The sequence below is a fragment of the Nocardia gipuzkoensis genome, assembly GCF_021183645.1.
In the GTDB taxonomy this organism is placed as follows: domain Bacteria; phylum Actinomycetota; class Actinomycetes; order Mycobacteriales; family Mycobacteriaceae; genus Nocardia; species Nocardia abscessus.
In genome coordinates this window covers 4,983,465-5,006,994 of the sequence record NZ_CP089225.1, presented here as the reverse complement: position 1 = coordinate 5,006,994, position 23,530 = coordinate 4,983,465, and the positions used below count along the sequence as shown (strand labels likewise).

The window sequence follows — 23,530 nt, the reverse complement described above, 5'->3', positions numbered from 1 at the left end:
GGCGGATGGATCGATGCACGATTCAACAGCTCAGACAGTTCAACGGCGCGGGATCTGGCTCTCGAATCTGTCGCCAGCCGTTGTCCATGACCAGCTCGCAGGCGAGGATCAATTCGTCCCGCGTCCAGGGCGGATCGGACACCATGTGAATCAGGATAACTTCGAGGTCACTTCGAGACGGCGAGCCACTGAATCGCGTCGCGACGACGTGGTCGGCAATCCGCTCGGCGAGCGTAGGGTGCGTATGACTTCTAGATGGTTCTCACGAGGGCAACAACCGGGCTATGACCTCGGAAAGTTGTTTGACGTTCCGGCACTCGTACATCGTCACGCACTCCGCGTACACGTGGGCTGCGGAGTCCCCGGTCGACCACGAGCGTGACGGCTCGGGATTGAGCCAATAGGTGTGCTTCGCCCGGTCGACAATGGTCTGCACCGCCGCGAGATTCGGGTCTGTGCGGTTGGTCCGCCCGTCACCGAGGATGAGGACCGACGTGCGCGGCCCGAGGGCGTCGGCGTAGTTGTCGAGGAACCCTTGGAACGCTTCGCCGTAGTTGGAGCTGCCGAAGCGGGCGACCTTGGTGGAGCGGATGATTCGGGCGGCTGTTCCGGGAGTGGGCGGTTCGCCGGGGGTGAAGAAGGCCGTGATCTCGTCGCAGGTGTCGACGAAGCCGAAGCTGCGGACCTTGCTGAACTGGTCTTGCAGGGCCTGGATCAGGTGGAGGGTGAATTCGGCGAAGCCGGTGACCGAGCCGGAGATGTCGGCGAGGACGACGAGGTCGGGGCGGCCGTGTTTGCGGGCGCGCAGGACCGGGTCGATGGGGACGCCGCCGGTGGACATCGAGCGGCGCAGGGTGCGGCGTAGGTCGATGTGGCCGCGCACGGCTTTGCGGCGGCGGACGGCGAGGCGGGTGGCGAGTTTGCGGGCCAAAGGGTGGACGAGGCGGCGCATTTCGGCGAGGTCCTGTTCGCGGGCGCCCAGGAAATCGATCTGGTCGGTGCTGGATTCGACGCCGCGGCGGGCGATGTATTCGGTGCCGCGCAGTTGCGCCGAGCGCAGCCGGGCTTCGGTTCGGACGGCGGTGCGGAATGCGTCGAGGCGGCGGTTGGCTTCGATGGTGTGGACGGTGGTGTCGAGCTGGGAGGTGCCGTTCATGCCCGCGACGATGCGATCGATGAGTTCTTCCGGGCGTAGGGCTTTCATGGTCAGGTAGGAGGACCAGCCTGCGCCGGACGCGGTGGTGACCGGCGCGGAGGACTGACCGGTTCCCGCGCCGCCGTAACCGCCGAGTTCGGTCAGCGCCCGGCGGGCCAGTTCGGCGACCGACTCCGAATCATCTTGTGTCAGTGCGGAGACGAGGCGATCACGCAAAGCTTCGACGGACTCCGATGTCGGCTGATCGACAGCCCGCGGCTGCTGGGCGGTCAGGAAGTAGAGGTCGAAGAGCTGGTCGAACACCGCGCGTTGACCGTTGCGGCGCAGCAGGCAGGCGGCCATGCCGGAGCGCAGGCGATTGCGGTCGCCGATTCCGAGGGCAAGCATCGCCTCCGCCGCATCGATGGTCTCGCTCGGCCCCGCGTCGATGCCGTGATCACGGAGTAGGCCGACGAATTCGACGAGCCGATCGGTCATCGAGCCGGAGAGGTCGGTACCCGTCTCACCTGCGTTGTCTCGAGAGAGGCTCATGCCCGACTCCGGCACCCCCGCCTCGCAGTCGGCACGGCGACCGGCTCGGACGGTAGTCGAATGGCGGATGTCAGAAGCGATGGCGGGCGAGAACGCGTAGGCCCGACGGTGCTTCCTGGCGGCTCACTCGCAACGCCGGAGCGGCTGGTGGGCGCATGCGAGGCCGGATTGCGTAGCGGCCCTGCGAGTGAGCACGAAGTGAGTTGACCGAGCCCGAACGTCATCCCACCGCCCCTCCCTGCTCGGCATCCATATCGAGCCCGAGCCGCTCCACCGCCAGGCGATGGTCGGATCGGTATTTCAGCAGCACGCCGAGCGTCGAGCGGACGACACCGCCGGATAGATCTCGCACACCCAACGCGACCAGCGTCTTCGCCCAGTCGACGGTCTCGGAGATCGACGGAGCCTTGCGCAACGAGAGCTGCCGCAGTGCGCCGACCACGCGGACCACCGGCTCCCCCAGCGCCTCGTCCAGCTCGGGAACCTTCATCCGCACGATCGCCCGCTCCAGTTCCGCCGTCGGGTAGTCGATGTGCAGGTAGATGCAGCGCCGCTTGAGCGCTTCGGACAGCTCGCGGTGGGCGTTGGAGGTCACGATGACGAACGGCTTGCGCACCGCGGTGACGGTACCGAGTTCCGGGATGCTCACCTGGTAGTCGCCGAGCACTTCGAGCAGGAGCCCTTCCAGCTCGACATCGGCCTTGTCGAGTTCATCGATGAGCAGCACCGTGGAACGCGGATTGCGGATGGCGGCCAGCAACGGGCGCGCCAATAAAAACTCTTCGGTGAAGACGTGGTCGCGGGTGCTGTCCCAGCGTTCGTTGTCCGTCGCGGTGATGCGGAGCAGTTGCTTGGCGTGGTTCCACTCGTAGAGCGCGCGTGCCTCGTCGATGCCCTCGTAGCATTGCAGGCGCACCAGATCGGAGGTGGTCGCGGTGGCGACGGCCTTGGCCAGCTCGGTCTTGCCGACGCCCGCCGGACCCTCGATCAGCAGGGGCTTACCGAGGTGGCCCGCGAGGAACACGGCCGTGGCGATGTCGAGGGACGGGAGGTACCCGGCCTCGGTGAGGCGCCCGGCCACCTCGTCCACCGACGCGAAGAACTTACTCATCGGTAACTAGTCTAGCCGGGCAGCTTCGGCGTCAGCTCGGCCCCGGTGTCCGGAAATGACTCGGCTCGGCGTCGGACGGCAGGGCGCCGGCCGGAGTGAACGGCTCGACCAGCGCACGCAGTTCCACCAGGTGCCTGGCGTGCGCGTCGAGCGCTCGGTCCTCCTCGGATACCGGGGCCCACTGCCGCACGGGTCGCGCTTTTCCGTCGTCGTCCACCGCGACCACCACGGCGAGACCGTGCGCCGCCAGCGCCGGTTCGTCGGAGTGCGCGTCGGTGGAGGTCACGTGCACGCTCACATGCATGCTGCGCGGGCCGGTGTGGATCAAGCGCGCGGTGACCTCCACGACGTGACCGATCACGATCGGCCGGTAGAAGCGGATCCCACCGAAGTAAGAGGTGAGGACGCGCTGCCCGGCCCAGTCCGCACCGCACACATACGCCGCTTCATCGATCCACCGCATCGTCCGGCCGCCGTGAACTTTCCCGCCCCAGTTGATGTCCGAAGGCGCCGCGAGAAAGCGCAGCGTGGCGCTGGGCGCGGTGCCCGCGCAGGTGTATCGCTGCGCGGCCATCGCCTCCTCGATGTGCTTGCGCACGGAGATCCGGGCACGCGCCTGCCGGTGCCGCTGCAATTCGAGCAGCGAGGTCGGATTCCATTGCGGGACTTCGACAGTGCGCCGGTCGTCGTCCACCGCGACGAAGATCGTCAGGCATTGCGCCGACTGCACCGGCTTCACCCGGGTGGGATCGGTCGAATAGACCGTGACGAGAATATGCATGCTGGTGCGGCCGGTATGGACGAGATTCGCGTGCAATTCGACAAGCTCACCGACCGCGATCGGGCGGTCGAGATGAATGTTCCCGACGTAGGCGGTGACGCAGTAACGACCGCTCCACTGCGCCGCCGCCGCGTAGGCGACTTTGTCGATCCATTCGAGGAGTTTGCCGCCGTCGACCGATCCCAGGATGCCCGCGTCGGCGGGCTGGACGAGAAATCGGTGAATCGCCTCGGGACGCCGACCGGCCGCGGCCGGATTCGAGACTGTCGCGCGAGGGTCGATGTCTGTCGATTCGGTCAAGGTTCACAATCCGTTCGGGCGGAGAATCTTCGGCTATCTGACCCCGTTGTCCGGGAGAACCTTAGGCCCCGGCGTCGATACGAGCGAGTAACGAGACAGCGACCGGAGAGCCGGTTCCGCGATCGGTGAGCAACCCGTATAGGGGGGTAGCCCCTAATACCCCGGTTTGATTTTGCCCGCAGGGGAGACAACACCCGTGACCTTTGGCGGCGAGTGCGCAAGAGTGAAGGGGTGCAGTCGCTGCCCCGTCGGTAAGCGCGACCGCGAAGCAGCGACCGTAGATCCAGATCTGCCTGCGGGGGTAGGCCGCAGACAGACCCGAAATGGGGGATGGCGGACGGAATGCCCGCCGCAGAGTGAAAGGATTTACGTTGTTCTCCACAATCAGCGCACGCCGCACCTTGGCCCGCGCGGCCGTCGCCGGTGCGATCGCCGCAATCCCGTTGACCGCGTTGGCGATGCCCGCCTCGGCTACCCCGAGCACACCCGGGGCCACTCAGGCCCGGTACGACCCGTACTACGACCGGTGCGCCTTCGGTCCGTTCCAGAACTGGAGTTGCAACAACAACCCGCTGTTCGGTTGGGGCTACAACCAGTTCGGCGGCCCTTACGGACAGGGCTACGGGCAAGGCCAGGCACCCGGCATGTTCGGCAGCAGTTAGAAGTCTCCGAAGACGCCGGTGGCCCGCTCCGAGATCCGGAGCGGGCCACCCGCGTGAATCGGCCGAGAGATCAGGCGGTCTCGGTGATCGGACGATCAACCCAGCTCATCAGGCCGCGCAACTTGGCGCCGGTGACCTCGATCGGGTGCTCGGCGTTCTGCTTGCGCAGCGCCTCGAGCTCCTTGTTGCCGCCCTCGACGTTGGCGACCAGACGCTTGACGAAGCTGCCGTCCTGGATGTCCTTGAGGATGTCCTGCATGCGCTTCTTGGTGTCGGCGTCGATCACCCGCGGGCCCGACAGGTAGCCACCGAACTCGGCGGTGTCGGACACCGAGTAGTTCATCCGCGCGATGCCGCCCTCGTACATCAGGTCGACGATCAGCTTCAGCTCGTGCAGCACCTCGAAGTAGGCCATCTCCGGCGCGTAACCGGCCTCGACCATGACCTCGAAACCGGTCTTGACCAGTTCCTCGGTGCCACCGCACAGCACGGCCTGCTCACCGAACAGGTCGGTCTCGGTCTCTTCCTTGAAGGTGGTCTTGATGACGCCCGCGCGGGTGCCGCCGATGCCCTTGGCGTAGGACAGCGCCAGCGCCTGGCCCTCGCCCTTCGGGTCCTGGTCGATCGCGATCAGCGCCGGAACGCCCTTGCCGTCGACGAACTGACGACGCACCAGGTGACCCGGGCCCTTCGGGGCGACCATGCCGATGGTGACGTTGGCGGGCGGCTTGATCAGGCCGAAGTGGATGTTGAGGCCGTGGCCGAAGAACAGCGCGTCGCCGTCGTTCAGGTTCGGCTCGATGTCATTGGTGAAGATCGACGCCTGCGCGGTGTCGGGCGCGAGCACCATGATCAGGTCCGCCCACGCCGAGACCTCGGCCGGCGTGCCGACGGTCAGGCCCGCCTCCTCGGCCTTCGGACGCGACTTCGAACCCTCGGCGAGGCCCACCCGGACCTCGACGCCCGAGTCGCGCAGGCTCAGCGAGTGCGCGTGGCCCTGGCTGCCGTAGCCGATGACAGCGACCTTGCGGCCCTGGATGATCGACAGGTCGGCATCGTCGTCGTAGAACATCTCGACTGCCACTGTGGTTCCTTCCGGGATAGTCCCCGCGCGAGGCGGGGTACACCGTGCTTGCGCCGGTGCGATTTACGTTGTTCTGGATCGGATCACCTCCGCGGTAGCGGGAGGGGATCATTCCCGCGTACGCGGGGAGGCGGCACGCCAACCGTCGATCGCAGAAAGACTAGCGTGTGGCCGCCGCCGGACGGTCGGCCCCATCGGTGTGCCGCTCGCTACCTCACCGGGTGGCGGTGATGGACTTCGGTCCCCGGCCCACCGCGACGACACCGGACTGCACGATCTCCCGGATGCCATACGGTTCGAGCATCCGCAGCAGCGCGTCGAGCTTGGACCGGGTTCCGGTCGCCTCGACGGTGAGCGCGTCCGGCGACACGTCGATGACCTTCGCGCGGAACAGTCCGACCGCCTCGATCACCTGGGTCCGCACACTGGCGTCGGCGCGCACCTTCACCAGGATCAGTTCGCGGGCCACCGAGCTGTCGGAGTCCTGCTCCACGATCTTGATGACGTTCACCAGCTTGTTGAGCTGCTTCGTGACCTGCTCGAGCGGCAGGTCCTCGACGGTGACGACGATGGTCATGCGCGAGATCTCGGGGAGCTCGGTGCCGCCGACCGCCAGCGACTCGATATTGAAGCCGCGGCGGGAGAACAGCGCCGCGACCCGTGCCAGCACGCCCGGTTTGTCCTCGACGAGAACGCTGAGGGTATGCGTGGTACTCATCCGTTGTTCACCCTGTTCTGTTCGTGCGACATCGCCGCGTGGATGACCGCGGGCTCGGCGGCCTGCTCGTCCTCGTCGAACAGCGGGCGGATGCCGCGAGCGGCCATGATCTCGTCGTTGCTGGTGCCCGCGGCGACCATCGGCCACACCTGGGCGTCCTTGCCGACGATGAAGTCGATCACCACGGGCCGGTCGTTGATGGACTGCGCCTCGCGGATGGCGGCCTCCACGTCCTCCTCGCGCTCCACCCGGATGCCGTGGCAGCCGAGGGCTTCGGCGAGCTTCACGAAGTCGGGGATGCGCAGGGAGTGCGTGCCCAGGTCGGTGTTGGAGTAACGCTCCTGGTAGAACAGCGTCTGCCACTGGCGCACCATGCCGAGGTTTCCGTTGTTGATCAGCGCGACCTTGATCGGGACGCCCTCGACGGCGCAGGTGGCCAGCTCCTGGTTGGTCATCTGGAAGCAGCCGTCACCGTCGACCGCCCACACCTCTTTGTCCGGCGCGCCCATCTTGGCGCCCATGGCCGCCGGGACGGCGTAGCCCATGGTGCCCAGGCCACCGGAGTTCAGCCAGGTGCGCGGCTTCTCGTACTTGATGAACTGGGCGGCCCACATCTGGTGCTGACCGACGCCCGCGCAGTAGATCGCGTCGGGTCCGGCCAGCCTGCCGAGCGCCTCGATGACGAACTCCGGCGACAGCGAGCCGTCCGCGGGCGGGGTCCAGCCCAGCGGGTAGGCGTCGCGCACGCCGTCGAGGTAGGTCCACCAGTCGGTCAACGGCAGCGGCAGCGAATTGCCCGCGGCGGGATCGGCCTTCAGCGTCTCGATGAGCTCGACGATCACCTCGCGGCAGTCGCCCACGATCGGGACGTCGGCGTGGCGGTTCTTGCCGATCTCGGCCGGGTCGATGTCGGCGTGGATGACCTTGGCGCCGGGGGCGAAGGAGTCCAGCTGACCGGTGACGCGGTCGTCGAAACGCGCGCCGAGGGTGATCAGCAGGTCCGACCGCTGCAGCGCCGCGACCGCGCCGACGGTGCCGTGCATGCCGGGCATGCCCATGTTGAGGCGATGGCTGTCGGGGAACGCGCCGCGCGCCATCAGCGTGGTGACCACGGGGATGCCGGTCAGCTCGGCCAGCTGCAGCAGCTCGGCCGAGGCGTCGGCCTTGATCACGCCGCCGCCGACGTAGAGCACGGGAGCCTTGGCCTCCGTGATCATCCGCGCGGCCTCACGCACCTGCTTGCCGTGCGGCTTGGTGACCGGGCGATAGCCGGGCAGCCGCATCTCCGGTGGCCAGCTGAAGGTGGTCTGCGCCTGCAGCACGTCCTTGGGGATGTCGACGAGCACGGCGCCGGGGCGGCCGGACGCGGCGAGGTAGAACGCCTCCGCGATGATGCGCGGGATGTCGACCCCGTCGGTGATCAGGAAGTTGTGCTTGGTGATCGGCATGGTGATGCCGGAGATGTCGGCTTCCTGGAAGGCGTCGGTGCCGATCAGGCTGCGGCCGACCTGGCCGGTGATGGCCACGATCGGGACCGAGTCCATCTGCGCGTCGGCGATCGGGGTGACCAGGTTGGTCGCGCCGGGGCCGGATGTGGCCATACACACACCGACCTTGCCGGTGGCCTGGGCGTAACCGGTGGCCGCGTGACCCGCGCCCTGCTCGTGCCGGACCAGGACGTGGCGCACCTTGGTGGAATCGAACAGCGGGTCGTACACCGGAAGGATCGCACCACCCGGAATGCCGAATACGGTGTCGACGCCGAGCTCCTCGAGCGACCGGACGACCGACTGCGCGCCGGTGACCCGCTCGGGCGGGACCGGGCGGCGGTTGGCCGCGGAGGTCGCGTTGGCAGCGGGCGTGGCCTGCTGGTTCGCCGAAGGCGCTGGCCTCCGGGCCGAGGGCCCGGGCCGTGCGGTAGGTGCGCTCACCGTCTTCGTTTCCTTACTGGTTGTGGTTCTGACCCCGGAATTTGTGCCAGCGGTGTCTTGCGCTTCGCCATGCTGGACATTAGTCCGAACATAAAAAAGCCCCCGACAGCACAAGGCTGATCGAGGGTGGCGCGTCGCAACGCGAGCTGACGTATTCGACTCAGTGTGTCAGGCTCAACGCTGGACGCGCCGGCCGATTACGAGCAACTCGTTTCGATTCACGCGCACGACGTTAAGCGGGTGTGAACCGAAGAGTCAAACAGATGACCCCTTGTGTCCCATTATGTGGGACAGTGCGGATGCTTGTGCCCTTCACCAGGATGCGAGGATGGTGGTGTGTCATCACCGCATCAGTCCGTGCCACCTTCTGAATCGTCCCATACGCCCGCGGCGGCAACGGATACGGGTAGCGCCTCCGACGCCCGTGTGATCCGCATCCCACGGCTGGCGTTCCTGGGCGTCTTCATCCTGCTGATGTGCGTGTTCTTCCCGTTCGTCGGCTGGCCCGCCGGGCTGTGGTGGCTGCTGCTCATCCCGGTCGTGGTGCTGGCGTGGGTGCTGCGGACGCAGACCACCGTCTCGGCGGCCGGACTGGAACTGCGGACGCTGTTCGGTTCGCGCCACCTCGACTGGGCGCAGGTGAAAGGCGTGCGGATCCCCAAGCGCGGTTACGTGCGCGCCGACCTCACCGACGGTACGGAGGCGAAGCTGCCCGCGGTGAGCTACGACCGGCTGCGCGACCTGGCGGCGGCGTCCGGCGGACGAATCCCGGACCCGTTCGCGCGGCCGGAGGCGTCCCCGGCGGACGAATCCGAACCCGCGGACTCGACCGAACCCGAGACGGGCTCGAGCGGCGACGGCAGCTCGCGAGCCAACGGGATCGCGAAGTCGGCCGAGGACGCCACCGGCGAAGACACGCCGTAGCGGGCGGTCACCTTCTCCGCGGCTCCGACGTGGCCGATCGCGGTACCTGACCGGCGATGACGAACCCGCGCCGCGCTCGGGCCGCGTGGACGCCCCGCTGGACTCAGCGAGCGCACCGATGCGGAACGTTCCCTCCGCGTAAGCTGTTGCGGTCGGGTGATGGGATGATTTGCCGGAGCAGCGACCCTTCTCCGCATCCCCACCCTCGACGGTCCGGCACCTCCGGCGACACCGTCGGCCCGGCGACACCACGCACGGGCGACCATCCGAACCCGGCTGACACCGATCGACGCCTCGCACGACCCGCCACGACCGGCGGGGGGCGCGCCCATCCGCGGGAGTAACGTGATGGTCCGCCGAGCAGGCTCTGCGCCGTCGCACGTCAGCCCCCGCGACCCGAGGACCACCGAAATGCCACCGCTTCGTTCACGAACCACGACCATCGGCCGCAATGCCGCAGGCGCACGCGCACTCTGGCGCGCCACCGGCATGACCGACACCGACTTCGGCAAGCCGATCGTCGCCATCGCGAACTCCTACACCCAGTTCGTGCCCGGCCACGTGCACCTGAAGAACGTCGGCGACATCGTGGCCGACGCGGTGCGCGCCGCCGGCGGCGTGCCGCGCGAATTCCACACCATCGCCGTCGACGACGGCATCGCCATGGGCCACGGCGGCATGCTCTACTCGCTGCCTTCGCGCGAGATCATCGCCGACTCCGTCGAATACATGGTGAACGCGCACACCGCCGACGCGCTGGTCTGCATCTCCAACTGCGACAAGATCACCCCGGGCATGCTCAATGCCGCCATGCGGCTGAACATTCCGGCGGTGTTCGTCTCCGGCGGACCGATGGAGGCGGGCAAGGCCGTGGTCGTCGGCGGCGTCGCGCAGGCGCCCACCGACCTGATCACCGCGATCTCCGCGAGCGCGAATCAGGCGGTGTCGGAGGAGGGTCTGTCCGAGGTCGAACGGTCCGCGTGCCCGACCTGCGGCTCCTGCTCGGGCATGTTCACCGCCAACTCGATGAACTGCCTCACCGAGGCGCTGGGTCTCGCGCTGCCCGGCAACGGCTCCACCCTCGCCACCCACGCGGCGCGCCGGGCGCTGTTCGAGCGGGCGGGCACGGTGGTGGTGGACATCGCCAACCGCTGGTACCGCGAGGACGACGCGTCGGTGCTGCCGCGCAACGTCGCCGACGCCAAAGCCTTCCGCAACGCGATGGCCCTGGACGTCGCGATGGGCGGCTCGACCAACACCGTGCTGCACACGCTGGCCGCCGCGCAGGAAGGTGAGATCGACTTCGATCTGCACACCATCGAGGAGACCAGCCGCCGGGTGCCCACCCTGGCGAAGGTGTCGCCCAACTCCGATTACCACATGGAGGACGTGCACCGCGCCGGCGGCATCCCCGCCATCCTCGGCGAACTGCGCCGCGCCGGGCTGCTGGAGACCGACGTCACCACCGTGCACACCGCGAGCTTCGACGAGTGGCTGGACACCTGGGACATCCGCTCCGGCAAGGCATCCCAGGAAGCCATCGAGCTCTTCCACGCCGCGCCGGGCGGGGTGCGCACCACCGAGCCGTTCTCCACCGACAACCGGTGGTCGTCGCTGGACACCGACGCCGCGGGCGGCTGCATCCGCGACCTCGAGCACGCCTACACGAAGGAAGGCGGCCTGGTCGTGCTGCGCGGCAACATCGCGCCCGACGGCGCGGTGCTCAAGACCGCGGGCATCGATGAGGAGCTGTTCTCCTTCCAGGGCCCCGCGGTGGTGGTGGAGTCGCAGGAGGAGGCCGTGTCGGTCATCCTCGGCAAGAAGATCAAGCCCGGCGACGTGATCGTGGTCCGCTACGAAGGTCCCGCGGGCGGCCCCGGCATGCAGGAGATGCTGCACCCGACCGCCTTCCTGAAGGGCTCGGGCCTCGGCAAAGAGTGCGCGCTGATCACCGACGGCCGATTCTCCGGCGGCACCTCAGGGCTGTCGATCGGGCACATCTCCCCCGAAGCGGCCAGCGGCGGCGTCATCGGCCTGGTGGAGAACGGCGACCAGATCCGCATCGATGTGGCCACCCGCACGCTGGAGGTCCTCGTCGACGACGCCGTCCTCGCCGAGCGTCGCGCGAAGATGGAAGCCTCCGAGCGGCCCTGGCAGCCGGTGAACCGTGATCGTCCGGTGACGACGGCCCTGCGCGCCTACGCCGCCATGGCCACCTCGGCGGACAAAGGCGCGGTCCGCCACGTGCCGTAGCCCCCGCCACTCGGGGTCTCAGGCCGTGCCAGTTGGAATCCGTTGTCGCTGAGGACCTCTGAAGCAAAGGCCCCTTTCTCCCGATGAGGGAGGAAGGGGCCTTTAGGTTCATCCGGACTCAGTCGAAGGGGCCGATGCCGGTGAGCGGGTTGCCGCCGTGCAGGTACCAGTAGGTCCCGACCGCGGCCGCCACGGCGAGCAGAAGGACGACGAAGGAGCCGGAGGCGGGGCGGATGGCCCAGCCGCGGTTGCGGTCGAAGGACAACCGACCGGGGCCGGTCAGGATGATGACGGCGGCGACGCCGGCGAGGACGCTCTCGAATTCCACCGCGCCCGGCCCTGCCTTGTACTGGAACCCCGGGGCCATGCCCTGCTTCCAGGCCCAGGCGTCCAGGATCACCGCGAGCACCGCGCCCGCGGCCAGCGGGGTGGCCAGCCCGAGGATCAGCAGCGCGCCGCCGCCCACCTCGCCCGCGATCAGCAGCATGGCGGACACGGTCGGGTGATCCCAACCGCCGCGCTCCATCATGTCGCGGGTGCCGTCCAGGCCCGGCCCGTGGAACCAGCCGGTGAGCTTCTGCAAGCCGTGGTAGAGGAAGGTGGCGCCGACGACCAAGCGCAACAGCAACAAGCCCAGATCGAGCGTGCCGCGGCGGGTCTCGCCGGTACGGCGGCGCAGACGGCCGGTGTCGTTCGGCGGGCCCGGGGCGGGCGGGATGCTGGCGTACTCGTAGGTGGACGCCTTGCCTCCGGCGCCCTTGCTCTCGGCGGTGCTCGGAACCTCCGGGTCGAGCCCGAGCTCGTCCTCGGTGCGCGGAACGTCCTTGGACAGATGGGGCCGCTGGGCCGGATCCACTCGCGCGAATTGCTCGGTCGGCGAGTCGTACGGGCTGGTCACTCCTCGACCGGTGGACGACACCGCCGACTGCTCGGCCGTGGAGGGAGCGGAGTTCCCGGCCTTGGATTCGGCCGTTTCTTTCGGCTTGTCGGTCACGATCAATACCCTATGCTGCGGCGCGGTACGGCGGGCAAGTACGGGACGGTGTGTCAGTGTGCGCGCAACACCCACCCGGAGGGGGCGCGGGCGACGGAATTTCCGTAACGTCTGGGCTATGAGTTTGGTTGTCGTGGGCCGCGTCGCGGCGAGCTTGGCGCTCGGCTCCGTCCTGCTGGTCGGCTGCGCCCGGTTCGACGATTCGGCGTCCAGTCCGTTCACCCCGGAACCGACCCTGCGCGGAGCCAACATCGACCCGAAGAAACCGAGCCAGCCGCCCACCTCGACCACCCGGCCGAGCGGCCCGTGCATCGATCCGGACCCGGCGGTGGTGGCGACCTGCCTGGACACCACCGGCGGCCTGGTCACGCTCGCCGACGGCGCGCTGGTGGCCGAGCGCCGCACCGGGCGAATCCTGAAGGTGGTCCCGGAGCAGCCGCCGGTCGAGATCGCCCGGCTGGACGTGGACGGCTCCGGCGACGGCGGCCTCAGCGACATCGCGCTGTCGCCGACCTACCGAGAAGACGGCCTGATGTACGCGTACATCACCACCTCCAGCGACAACCGGGTGGTCCGTATCGCCGAAGGCGGTTCCCCCAAGGACGTGCTCACCGGAATCCCCAAGGGCGCCACCGGCAACCACGGCGCGATCGACTTCGTCTCGTCCGACCAGATGCTGGTACTGACCGGCGATGCGGGCAATCCCGGCGCGGCGGCCTCGGCGGGCTCGCTCGCGGGCAAACTGCTGCGTGTGAACTCCCCGGTGCCCGGCCGCACGCCACCACCGGAAATCGCGGCCTCGGGCATAGGCACCGCCGGAGACGTGTGCCGGGACAGCAAGGACAGCATCTGGATCACCGACCGCACCGCCGCCGAGGACCGGCTGCAGCGGCTCGGCGGGGACGGCGTGGTCACCACCATGTGGACCTGGCCGGACCGCCCCGGCGTCGCGGGCTGCGCCGCCGCGACCGACGGTGTCGCGATCTCGCTCACCCGCGCGAAGGCCCTCGCCATCGCCGGCGCCGACCCGAACACCCACTTGGTCACCGCGGCGCCGACCCTGGTGGCCCAGGACAAGTACGGACAGCTCGGCGGCGCGGCGGTCGGCGCCGACGGCACCATCTGGGTGACCACGGTGAACAAGACCGACGGCCAGCCGGGACCGTTCGACGACCGCGTCGTCCGCATCCCGCCCCCGCAGGCCGGAGGCGGCGGACCGGACTGAGTTTCGGCCGCGCGGGCGCGGCGTGTTCGCGGCCCCCTGATGGTTCGCGTCCGAGCGACCGCCGCTGGCGACTTCGCCGCGGACGCGGCGGCCGCTCGGACGCGAACCGGGCCGCGAACGGGACAATGCTCGGTCTCGCTTCGCTCGAAACCGGGAGTTGGGCTGGTGTGGTCTGGTGGAGTCGTAATCGCGGACCTCGGCTCTGCCGTGGCTGACGGTGCGGCGGCGGATGGTGACCGGTTCGGAACCGAGCGAAGGTGTACCGGGCAAGGCTCGGTCTCGGTCCGCTCGAAACGGTGGTCGTGCTGATGTGGCGCGCGCGGCGGGATGAGCCAGACGATCAACGGCGCACGCCACGGTAGTACCCGCTCGAAATCGGCGGCGGCGCGCGTCGCATCCTGTCCTACTGCCGAGCCGGACCATCGAACGCCGCCCGATTTCGTTGCGAACCCATAGAGGCACCGCACGAGACCCTGTGCTGTGCGGCAACGCGGCTGCGGAGCCCATACTCGTGCATGACGCTGAGGTCGGAGCTCTGGACCGGCCGGACTCGGCCGATGCGGCGCGGGGGCTTCAGGAGGCGTTCGGGTCCTGCGCCGCGATGCCGAGAATGGTGAGGAACGCGGTGGCCGCGGGTGGGCGGCTGCGGCTCCAGATGACGTATTCGACGCGGGCCGGTGCGTCGGCGACCTCGATGGTGACTACGCCCTCGAGGTGCGGGGCGTAGGCGGAGGGGAGCATCGCGACGGCTAGGCCGGGCCTGACGAGGCGGGCGATGTAGTCCGCGCTGGTCACTTCGAAGGCGACGTCCCGGCCGAGACCGGCGGCTTCAAAGGCTTGATCGGATTGCAGGCGTCCGGCTGTTCCGGCCGGAAGGTCCACGAAGACTTCCGAGGACAGCCTGCGAAGGTCGACGGTCGGCTCACCGGCGAGGGGGTGGTCCGGCGCGACCACGGCGACGAGGCGGTCACGGGCGAGTTCGTGGGCGGCGACACCTCGGGGGCGCGCCGTGGTGGGCAGTCCGAGGAAAGCCACGTCGATGGCTCCTTGCTCGACCTTCTCGACGAGTTCCTCGCTCGCGCCCACGCGCAGGCTGATACGCACGTGCGGGTATCGCCCGCGGAAGTCACGCAGCGCCTCCGGGATGTCGACCGCGGCGACGGTGGGGATCAGGCCGACGGCGAGCCGTCCGCGCACCTGCCCGACCGCCGCGGCGACTTCGGCGGCCGCCCGCTCGGCGGCGTCCAGACACTGGCGGGCGGCCGGGAGGAACGCCGTACCGGCAGGCGTCAGGCGGACCCGGCGGCTGGTGCGCTCGAACAGTCGCGCGCCCAGTTCCCGTTCCAGGCGCGCGATCTGGTGGCTGAGGGCGGACTGGACGACCAGGCATCGTTCGGCGGCCCGGGTGAAGCTGTTCGTCTCGGCGACGGCGAGAACGTAGCGCATCTGCTGTAGCTCCATGGATCAATCATGTATCGCGATCGATGAAGTGACAAACATGTGTTGGACTCATTGATCGCTGCCGGGCGAGACTTCGAATGTGAAAAGTCCAGCCGCGCAGGTCGTTTCTGGTGGAGCGGGCAGGGTCGCTTCCCGGGGTGACCTGTCCCGCACCTTCCTGACGGCGCTCGCTCCCGCGTCATGGGGCACGACATATGTCGTCACCACCGAACTTCTTCCCCCGGGGCACCCCCTGTTCGCCGGACTGCTGCGCGCGTTGCCCCCGGGCTTGATCGCGCTGGCCATCACGCGGACGCTGCCGCGTGGCGCCTGGTGGGGAAAGGCCGCGGTGCTGGGCGTGCTCAACATCGGGCTGCTCTTCCCGCTGCTGTTCCTCGCCGCCGAACGCCTACCCGGCGGCGTGGCCGCGACCTTGGCGGCGGCCCAGCCCCTCGTCGTCGCCGTCTTGGCCGTGGTGGTGCTGCACGAGAGCCCCTCCGCCTGGCGCCTCGCCTGGGGCGCGATCGGCGTCGTCGGGGTCGGCTTGGTGGTGATCGGGCCGAACGCGGTGCTCGACCTCGCCGGGGTCGTGGCGGGTCTCGGCGCGGCGGCCTCGATGGCGCTCGGCCTGACGCTCACAAAACGGTGGGGACGGCCCGCTGAGGCCGGGCCCACCGCTTTCGCCGGGTGGCAGCTCACCGCGGGCGGCCTGTTCCTGCTGCCGGTCACGTTCTTCTTCGAGGGCGCGCCTCCGGCGATCGACTCGCCCGCTGTCCTCGGCTATCTCTGGCTGGGCCTGATCGGCGGTCTTCTGGCCTATGTGCTGTGGTTCCGCGGCATCGGCACCTTGCCCGTCACCTCGGTCGCGGTTCTCGTCTTGCTCTCGCCGCTGGTCGCCGCGGTTCTCGGCGCCGTTCTGCTCGGCCAGACCCTCGGCCCGGCGCAGATCGTCGGGTTCGGGCTCGCACTCGCCGCGATCGTCGCGGGGCAGCTTCCCGCTCCCAGCCGTTCACCCTTCGCGTCGACACCCCCACTCGAAAGGACACCTCGATGAAGATCGCCGTCGTCGGAGCCACCGGCATGGTCGGCTCACGCGTCGTCAACGAAGCCGCGAGCCGAGGCCATGAGCTCGTCGCCGTCTTCCGGAAACTACCGCCGACCACCTTGCCCGCCGGGGTGACCGCCGTGGAGGGCTACGCGAACGACCCCGACCGGATGAGCAGACTGTTCGACGGCGCCGACGCGATCGTGGCCGCGACCCGTCCGGCCCTCGGGCAGGAACACACCGTCACGGCGACTACGACGGCCCTGCTGGACGCGGCCACGACCACCCGGACGCGCATCCTCGTCGTCGGCGGCGCCGCCCCACTGCGGAACCCGGGACGCCCGGACCGGCTTGTTCTCGACAGCCCGGAGTACGTACCGGAAGCGATCCGGCCCATCGCCGCGGCCAGCGTCGCACAGTGGGAGACCTGCCGTGCGCACCCGGCCGACTGGGTCTATCTCAGCCCGCCCGCCGTCCTCGAACCCGGACGGCGCACCGGAACCTATCGGCGCGGCACCACCACACTCGTCACCAGCGCCGACGGCACGTCCCGGATCTCCGCCGAAGACCTCGCTGTCGCCGTCGTCGACGAGCTCGAGAGTCCCAGCGAGAACAGGCAGTTCACCGTCGGCTACTGAGCGGACCGCAAGCCTCCGGCTCGGGACCGTGCAGGTCATCCGTCGAACCGGAATCAGAAGCGCTCGCGGGCAACCCGGCGACCACGACGACGGAGGGAACGATCAGATGAAGCGAACTTTCGGTATCGCGGTCGCGCTCGCCTGCCTCGGCGCCACGGCGTCGATACCCGCGGATCGGACGGTGGCGCACCGTCCGGTTCTCCCGGCCACGATCGACCTCCCCGCCGGGTTCCAGCCGGAAGGGATCGCGATCGGGTCGCGGCCGGTCGCCTACTTCGGTTCGCGGGCCGACGGCTCCATCTACCGCGCCGACCTGGTGACCGGGCGAGGCGCCATCCTGAGCCCCGGCCCGGGTACGCCGGCGCTCGGACTCCAGATCGACCACCGTGAGCGGCTGTTCGTCGCGGGCGGCACCGGAGGCGACGCCCGCATCGTGGACACGCGCACGGGCGCGGTGCCGGCGAGCTACCGGCTCGGAACGCCGCCGGACACGTTCGTCAACGACGTGGTGCTCACGCCCACGGGCGCGTGGTTCACCGACTCGCGGACACCCGTGCTGTATCACCTGCCCGTAGGCGACGACACCGCGTTGCCGCATACCGCGGCGGCGGTGCGACGCCCGCTCACCGGCGACATCCGTTACGAGCCGGGAGCGATCAACGCCAATGGAATCGTGCGCACGCCGGACGGCACCGGGTTGATCATCATGCAGTCGGTGACCGGCCGACTCTTCCGCGTAGATCCGGCGACCGGCACGACACGGCAGATCGATCTCGGCGCCGAGACGCTGCCCGATGGCGACGGGCTGCTCTTGCGCGGCAGCACGCTGTTCGTCGTCCAGAACCGGTCCAACGCGATCGCCGTGGTCGCGCTCGACCACGCGGGCACGACGGGCACGGTCCTGCGCCGGGTCACCGACCCGCGCTTCGACGTACCGACCACCGTCGCGGCATTCGGGGAACGTCTGTACTTGCCGAACGCCCGCTACACCACGCCGCCGACCCCGGCGACGCCCTACGGTTCGGTCGCGATCGAGAACCCCCGCTGACGGGCAGCGGGGGCTTCACCGCCTAGCTGCAGGCAGCGAGGACGAGTTCCCGGACCCGGGCCGCGTCCGCCTGGCCGCGGGTCGCCTTCATCACGTCGCCGACGATCTTGCCCGCGGCCTGCACCTTGCCGGAGCGGATCTTGTCGGCGATGTCGGGGTTGGCGGCCAGGGCCTTCTCCACCTCGGACTGCAGCGCGCTGTCGTCGCTGACCATGCCGAGCCCCTTGGCCTCGACGATCTGCGCCGGGTCGCCCTCCCCGGCCAGCACGTGGTCGACGACCTGCTTGGCCACCTTGTTGTTGATCGTCTTCGCGTCGACCAGCTTGATCACCTCGGCGACCTGGGCCGGGGTGATCGGCAGGTCCTCCAGCGCGACTTCGCGCTCCTTGGCCTTCTCGGTGAGGTAGGCGACCCACCAGGAGCGCGCCTCGTTGGCCGGAGCGCCCGCGTCGACGGTGGCGATGATCAGGTCCAGCGCACCCGCGTTGACCAGGTCGCGCATCACCTCGTCGGACAGGCCCCAGTCGGACTGGATGCGCGCGCGGCGCAGCCACGGGTACTCGGGGATGCTGCCGCGCAACTGCTCGACCCACTCCGCGTCGGGCGCGACGGGCTCGAGGTCCGGCTCCGGGAAGTAGCGGTAGTCCTCGGCCGTTTCCTTGCGGCGGCCGGGCGAGGTGGTGCCGTCGGCCTCGTGGAAGTGCCTGGTCTCCTGCACGATCGTGCCGCCGCCGACGAGCACCGCGGCCTGCCTGCGCATCTCGTATCGCACCGCGACCTCGACGCTGCGCAGCGAGTTGACGTTCTTGGTCTCGGTACGGGTGCCGAATTCGGTTGCGCCGACCGGCATCAGCGAGACGTTGGCGTCACAGCGCAGCGAACCCTGCTCCATCTTCACGTCGGAGACGCCGAGGGACTTCAGCAGATCGCGCAGCGCCGTCACGTAGGCCCGCGCCACTTCGGGCGCCCGCTCCCCCGCGCCGGTGATCGGCTTGGTGACGATCTCGATCAGCGGCACCCCCGCGCGGTTGTAGTCCAGCAGGGAGTGGCTCGCGCCGTGGATGCGACCGGTCGCACCGCCGATGTGCACCGACTTGCCCGTGTCCTCCTCCATGTGCGCGCGCTCGATGTCCACCCGGAAGGTGCTGCCGTCGTCGAGCAGCACGTCCAAGTGGCCGTTCGTGGCGATCGGCTCGTCGTACTGGCTGATCTGGTAGTTCTTCGGCTGGTCGGGGTAGAAGTAGTTCTTGCGCGCGAACCGGCCCCACGGGGTGATCGAGCAGTTCAGCGCCAGCCCGATCCGGATCGCGGACTCGACGGCCTTCTGGTTGACCACCGGAAGCGAACCGGGCAGACCGAGGCACACCGGGCACACCTGCGTGTTCGGCTCGGCGCCGAACTCGGTCGGGCAACCGCAGAACATCTTCGTCGCGGTGTTCAGCTCGACGTGGACCTCCATGCCGAGCACCGGCTCGAACCGGGCGATGACATCCGAGTAATCCATCAGGTCGACCGTGGGTGCGCTCATGGCCATCAGTTTAGGTAAACGCTCCCGCCGCAGCGCAGCGGCTCTCGCGTCGTGGGGCGACGCGCTACTTCGCCGGGACCCGCTGCCGCAGCCAGCCGGTGACGTAGTCGAGCACCTCGGGAGCGACGGTCGTTTCGATGGTGCTGTACTCGCTGGGACGACCGGTCTCGGTGGGCTGCATCAGGTGGTTGAGCCCCGGGAAGACGTGGACGGTCGCGTCGGGGTCGGCGGCGAGCCGGTCGCGCATCGGCTGCTCGCTCTGCGCCGCGGGCACCTGGAGGTCTTTGCCGCCGAAGAACGCGAGCACGGGGACGCGCAGGGCGGCGAGGGCGGGCGCCGGGTCGTAGCCGACCAGGGCTGCCAGATACGGCGTGATCTGCGCGGCCGCCTGGTCGTCCGGCACGCGCTGGTCGGCGGGCAGGGCCTGGTTCTGCCGGATGGCCAGTTGCTTCGCGCCGTCCAGGTCACCCGCTTTCAGCAGGGCGGCCAGTTCGGCGGTGTCGCGCACCCGGGCGTCCACCTGGTCGGGCGGTGTGCCGTTCGCGGCGGCGATCAAGCGGGTCTGTTCGACGAGCACATCCGAGCCGGGGACGCCCGGTCCGGCCATCAGGACGGCGAACGCCACGCCGCTGTCCGGGCGCGCGGCGACCAGCGGCGCGAGGTAGCCGCCCTCACTGTGCCCGAAGAGCCCGACTCGTGCCGGGTCGATGTCCGGGCGTGCGCGCAGGAAGCGAATACCCGCGGCGGCGTCCTCGGCCAGGTCTGGGTAGGTCGCGTCGTCCAGTTTGCCGCCGGTGCCGCCGACGCCGCGGTCGTCGGTGCGCAGCACACGGCGTAGCCCGCGCGGGTGAACGTGTCGGCCAGCAAGAGGAAGGGCTTGTGGCCCATCAGTTCCTCGTTGCGGTCCTGAGGGCCGCTTCCGGTGATCATGAGGATGGCGGGGAACGGTCCCGAACCCTGTGGCTCGGTCAAGGTGCCCGCGATGGTGATGTCGCCGTTGCGATAGGTGACGTCCTCGGTCTTGTACGGGAACGGCGGCTTCGGTTCCTGCGGGCGGGCGGGCGGTTCGACCTTGCCTCGGCTCAGTACCAGCCGGAAGCTCTGACCCGCCTGCGTGAAATCGCCGGTGATCCGGTCGGTTCCGGACTCGTACTCGCCGCGGAACACCGGGTCGCCCGGGATGTCCGGGATCGCGAACGACACGCCGCTGCGGTCGGAGCTGACGTCTTTCAGTTGCGCGCCCGTCACGCCCTGCAAAGGAATGTCGATGGTAGCCGTGCCGTCGTCGCGGAAACTCACTCCGACTTGCAGCGGCTGCCCGGGAACCTCGATGGCGCCGTGCCAATCACCGATGGTCGGCTCCGGTGGATTCGACTCCGAACACCCGGCCACCAACGCCGCGATCACGAACAGAGCCAACCCGATCAGTCGCCCACTGCGCATGCGACTCACAGTACCGACAGTCCGGCGCGGCCCCCGGCTATTCGCCGCGTGCGTACCGCACCGCCGCGGCGATCTCGGCCATGTCGAGCCGCAGGCCCGGCTCCCGTTCCTGCACCTCACGGAACTCCAGCAGCGCGTCGTCGACGGTGGCCTGCCGAGCGGTTCGGATCAGTTCGCGACGCACGTACTCCCCCAGCGGGAACCCGGCGGAGCGAGCGCGGCGACCGAGGACGCCGAGCGCCTCGATGGGCAGGTCGTAGCTCTGAACAAGCGCCACGGCGTCTTCATCGATCTCCGGGCCCGAGTCGCGTCCTTCGGATTCCAAGAATTCGACGACCGTGTCGTCGGCGGTGCGCCGCCGCGCCAGTGCGACCAGCTCGCGCCCGATGTAGTCCGGCAGCGGTAGCCCCGCCGCGCGCGCCCGGCGGCGCAGTACATCGACGGTAGGGTCCGGCAGATCGTTCACGTGGAGCTCGGCCATACCGGCCAGGGTAGCCGGGCGTCGGTACGGACTCGCAGAAGCGGTTTCGATCACTATGGCATCCGATGCCCTCCGGGGCGATGCACTTTGTCCCGCCTCGGACGCCCAGCACCGAACTCAGCCGAAGAACGCCTCCACCTCGCGGTAGCGATCCGCGGGCACCCGCTTGAGCTGCTTGGTGGCTTCCGACAGGGGAACCAGGTCGATGGAAGTGCCGTGCAGCGCGACCATCTGACCGAACTTCCCCGCGTGCACCGCCTCCGCGGCGTGCAGGCCGAAGCGGGTGGCCAGCACCCGGTCGTAGGGCGTGGGGCTGCCGCCGCGCTGCACGTGTCCGAGCACGGTGGTGCGGACCTCCTTGCCGATGCGCCGCTCGATCTCCACCCCGAGCTGCTGGGCGACGCCGGTGAAACGCTCGTGGCCGAACTCGTCGATACCGCCCTCGCGCAAGGTGAATCCGGAGTCCGGCGCCGGGTGCGAGCCCTCGGCGACGACGCAGATGAAGTGCTTGTCGCCGCGCTGGAACCGCCGCTTGATCATGGCGCACACCTCGTCCACCTCGAACGGGACCTCCGGCACCAGGGTCAGGTGCGCGCCCGCCGCCATGCCCGCGCTGATCGCGATCCAGCCCGCGTGCCTGCCCATCACCTCGATGAGCATGACGCGCTGGTGCGACTCGGCGGTGGTGTGCAGCCGGTCGATCGCCTCGGTGGCGATGCTCAGCGCGGTGTCGTGGCCGAAAGTGACGTCGGTGCAATCGATGTCGTTGTCGATCGTCTTCGGGACGCCGACCACCGGCACGCCCTCGTCGGACAGCCAGCTCGCGGCGGTGAGCGTGCCCTCGCCGCCGATCGGGATGAGCGCTTCGATGCCGTTGTCGTCCAGGGTCTGCTTGATCCGGCCCAGGCCCGCGCGCAGCACGTCCGGGTTGGTGCGGGCGGTGCCGAGGATGGTGCCGCCCTTGGTCAGGATGCGGTCGGTGCGGTCGTCGTTCCTGATCTGGATCTTGCGGTCCTCCAATAGGCCGCGCCACCCGTCCTCGAAGCCGACGATCGCGTCTCCGTAACGGCCGTTCGCGGTGCGAACGACGGCACGGATGACCGCGTTCAGCCCTGGGCAGTCTCCGCCTCCGGTCAGAACTCCGATGCGCATGGCCGCTATCTTGCCCTTCATGTCCGATCCGGGCAGCCCCACCCCCGTGAACGGTGTGTAACACCAACCCGGCCGGACGAGCTCAGGCCGCGGCGCAGCGCCCCCCGGACAGCTCGTCGAGATGCTCGGAGACAACCGTGGCGAGCTTGTCCAGGACGTTCATGCCGTCGCTGAACGTTCCCGACTCGGGCTGCACCGCGACCGCGATCGCGATCTGCCCGGAAGGGATGCTGATGATCCCGAACTGCCGCACCAGGTAAGCGCCCGAGGTGTCCGGTCCCCAGCCGCCCTTGAATTCGGCTCCGGTGAACTCGCCGAGACCCCAGCGCTGACTGGCGACGACCTGCTCCATCAGCGAGGTCACCCGCTCGGCCTGGGGCAGGCAGGGCAGGCGCGAGGCGAACCGCACCTGGTCGGTCAGCGACCACTCGGCCTGCCCGAAGGCCGAGTGCTCGGAGCGGGCACGGGTGGCGGGCACGGCGGTCTTGTTGTCACCGCCTTCGCGCAGCACCGCCTGCACGGCCTGCGCCGCCTCCTGCGCGGTGCCCAGCGATTGCCACAGCACGTCGGCCGCGGCGTTGTCGGACTGCGTGATCGCCGCCGACGCGGCATAACTCGAGCTGCCGGGGCTGCGTCGCAGAGCCGCGATGGTCAGCGGGACTTTCATCGTCGACCAGGCCGGACCGCTGGTCCATTCGCCGAACGTGACCGGCTGCTCCCCGCCGACCGGCATGATGGCCATGCCGAGCTTCCCGCGCACGCCTGCCGCGAGTTCGGCATAGCTCGCGGCCAGCGTGCCCGGCACGATGAGTGACAAGCCCTTCTGGTCGGTACGCGCCGCGGCCTCGGTGATGGTGGGTTCGCTGGATGCCGGATCTTCCCTGCGGTCGGCTCCGCATCCGGCTACCAGAGAGACGACGAGCGCCGCGCACCCGAGAGCGTTTCGAGCTTTGCGGAATCGATCAGTAAGCATTTTCGACACATTCTTTTCGCGAACTCGGCCGGCTTGCGAGATCGGTTCGGCGTCCCGACGCCGCACCGGCCCGCCTCGCCGACCGCCCACCGCGACGGCAGGGGCCGCGGCC

Annotated in this window: 20 protein-coding genes; 7 read left to right on the top strand and 13 right to left on the bottom strand. The window is 69.2% G+C overall.

Features of this window, described 5'->3' with window-relative positions:
- Window positions 1-262: 262 nt before the first annotated feature.
- From LTT66_RS22680 to LTT66_RS22670, 3 genes are all read right to left on the bottom strand, one after another.
- Window positions 263-1,687 carry a vWA domain-containing protein gene (locus LTT66_RS22680; protein ID WP_233060525.1) on the bottom strand — a complete coding sequence of 475 codons (1,425 nt, stop codon included), beginning with the start codon at window positions 1,685-1,687 and terminating at the stop codon, window positions 263-265.
- A 220-nt stretch (window positions 1,688-1,907) separates the two neighbouring features.
- A complete protein-coding gene (locus tag LTT66_RS22675; RefSeq protein WP_233060523.1) occupies window positions 1,908-2,798 on the bottom strand; it encodes an AAA family ATPase in 891 nt (296 codons plus the stop codon).
- 31 nt (window positions 2,799-2,829) lie between these two features.
- Window positions 2,830-3,804: an acyl-CoA thioesterase gene (locus tag LTT66_RS22670; RefSeq protein WP_408638863.1), complete on the bottom strand. Its 975-nt coding sequence runs from the start codon at window positions 3,802-3,804 to the stop codon at window positions 2,830-2,832.
- 446 nt (window positions 3,805-4,250) lie between these two features.
- On the opposite strand from LTT66_RS22670, the gene LTT66_RS22665 reads away from it, so the two are divergent.
- Window positions 4,251-4,541 (top strand): hypothetical protein, encoded by a 291-nt coding sequence (locus LTT66_RS22665; protein ID WP_233060519.1) that lies wholly within the window; start codon window positions 4,251-4,253, stop codon window positions 4,539-4,541.
- Between the two features lie 70 nt (window positions 4,542-4,611).
- Here the strand turns inward: LTT66_RS22665 and ilvC are convergent, their stop codons facing one another.
- The 3 genes from ilvC to LTT66_RS22650 form a co-directional block, all read right to left on the bottom strand.
- Window positions 4,612-5,613: a ketol-acid reductoisomerase gene (gene ilvC / locus LTT66_RS22660; RefSeq protein WP_174188615.1), complete on the bottom strand. Its 1,002-nt coding sequence runs from the start codon at window positions 5,611-5,613 to the stop codon at window positions 4,612-4,614.
- Window positions 5,614-5,839: 226 nt separating this feature from the next.
- On the bottom strand, window positions 5,840-6,343 hold the full coding sequence (ilvN, locus tag LTT66_RS22655) for an acetolactate synthase small subunit (RefSeq protein ID WP_039799659.1): 504 nt from the start codon (window positions 6,341-6,343) through the stop codon (window positions 5,840-5,842).
- Window positions 6,340-8,274, bottom strand: a complete 1,935-nt coding sequence (locus LTT66_RS22650) for an acetolactate synthase large subunit (RefSeq protein WP_233060518.1) — start codon at window positions 8,272-8,274, stop codon at window positions 6,340-6,342. Before LTT66_RS22650 ends, ilvN begins: the two co-directional genes overlap by 4 nt.
- A 336-nt stretch (window positions 8,275-8,610) precedes the next feature.
- Between LTT66_RS22650 and LTT66_RS22645 the strand changes: the two genes are divergently transcribed.
- Window positions 8,611-9,198, top strand: a complete 588-nt coding sequence (locus LTT66_RS22645; RefSeq protein ID WP_233060516.1) for a PH domain-containing protein — start codon at window positions 8,611-8,613, stop codon at window positions 9,196-9,198.
- Window positions 9,199-9,609: 411 nt separating this feature from the next.
- Window positions 9,610-11,451, top strand: coding sequence for a dihydroxy-acid dehydratase (gene ilvD / locus LTT66_RS22640; RefSeq protein WP_195064605.1), 1,842 nt, complete (start codon window positions 9,610-9,612; stop codon window positions 11,449-11,451).
- Between the two features lie 118 nt (window positions 11,452-11,569).
- Here the strand turns inward: ilvD and LTT66_RS22635 are convergent, their stop codons facing one another.
- Entirely contained in the window at window positions 11,570-12,445 is an 876-nt protein-coding gene (locus LTT66_RS22635; RefSeq protein WP_233060514.1) for a DoxX family protein, read from the bottom strand.
- 118 nt (window positions 12,446-12,563) lie between these two features.
- Between LTT66_RS22635 and LTT66_RS22630 the strand changes: the two genes are divergently transcribed.
- Window positions 12,564-13,670, top strand: a complete 1,107-nt coding sequence (locus tag LTT66_RS22630) for a PQQ-dependent sugar dehydrogenase (protein WP_233060512.1) — start codon at window positions 12,564-12,566, stop codon at window positions 13,668-13,670.
- Window positions 13,671-14,243: 573 nt separating this feature from the next.
- Here the strand turns inward: LTT66_RS22630 and LTT66_RS22625 are convergent.
- Window positions 14,244-15,131, bottom strand: a complete 888-nt coding sequence (locus tag LTT66_RS22625) for a LysR family transcriptional regulator (RefSeq protein WP_233060510.1) — start codon at window positions 15,129-15,131, stop codon at window positions 14,244-14,246.
- 79 nt (window positions 15,132-15,210) lie between these two features.
- Here LTT66_RS22625 and LTT66_RS22620 point away from each other — a divergent pair, with 79 nt between their 5' ends.
- From LTT66_RS22620 to LTT66_RS22610, 3 genes are all read left to right on the top strand, one after another.
- Window positions 15,211-16,164, top strand: a complete 954-nt coding sequence (locus LTT66_RS22620; protein WP_233060509.1) for an EamA family transporter — start codon at window positions 15,211-15,213, stop codon at window positions 16,162-16,164.
- Window positions 16,161-16,793 (top strand): NAD(P)-dependent oxidoreductase, encoded by a 633-nt coding sequence (locus LTT66_RS22615; protein ID WP_233060508.1) that lies wholly within the window; start codon window positions 16,161-16,163, stop codon window positions 16,791-16,793. The genes LTT66_RS22620 and LTT66_RS22615 overlap by 4 nt, the downstream gene beginning before the upstream one ends.
- Before the next feature lie 106 nt (window positions 16,794-16,899).
- Window positions 16,900-17,841 carry an SMP-30/gluconolactonase/LRE family protein gene (locus LTT66_RS22610; protein WP_233060507.1) on the top strand — a complete coding sequence of 314 codons (942 nt, stop codon included), beginning with the start codon at window positions 16,900-16,902 and terminating at the stop codon, window positions 17,839-17,841.
- Window positions 17,842-17,863: 22 nt separating this feature from the next.
- Here the strand turns inward: LTT66_RS22610 and gatB are convergent, their stop codons facing one another.
- The 5 genes from gatB to LTT66_RS22585 all read right to left on the bottom strand — a co-directional run bounded on the left by gatB (window position 17,864) and on the right by LTT66_RS22585 (window position 23,418).
- The gene (gene gatB, locus LTT66_RS22605; protein ID WP_195064613.1) at window positions 17,864-19,369 is read right to left on the bottom strand and encodes an Asp-tRNA(Asn)/Glu-tRNA(Gln) amidotransferase subunit GatB; all 1,506 of its coding nucleotides are present in this window, start codon (window positions 19,367-19,369) and stop codon (window positions 17,864-17,866) included.
- 64 nt (window positions 19,370-19,433) lie between these two features.
- The gene (locus LTT66_RS37250) at window positions 19,434-20,198 is read right to left on the bottom strand and encodes an alpha/beta hydrolase family protein (protein ID WP_332909631.1); all 765 of its coding nucleotides are present in this window, start codon (window positions 20,196-20,198) and stop codon (window positions 19,434-19,436) included.
- 651 nt (window positions 20,199-20,849) lie between these two features.
- Window positions 20,850-21,293 (bottom strand): hypothetical protein, encoded by a 444-nt coding sequence (locus tag LTT66_RS22595; RefSeq protein ID WP_233060506.1) that lies wholly within the window; start codon window positions 21,291-21,293, stop codon window positions 20,850-20,852.
- A 117-nt stretch (window positions 21,294-21,410) separates the two neighbouring features.
- Entirely contained in the window at window positions 21,411-22,445 is a 1,035-nt protein-coding gene (locus tag LTT66_RS22590) for an ATP-dependent 6-phosphofructokinase (RefSeq protein ID WP_233060505.1), read from the bottom strand.
- 82 nt (window positions 22,446-22,527) lie between these two features.
- Entirely contained in the window at window positions 22,528-23,418 is an 891-nt protein-coding gene (locus tag LTT66_RS22585) for a serine hydrolase (protein ID WP_233060504.1), read from the bottom strand.
- Window positions 23,419-23,530 lie beyond the last annotated feature (112 nt).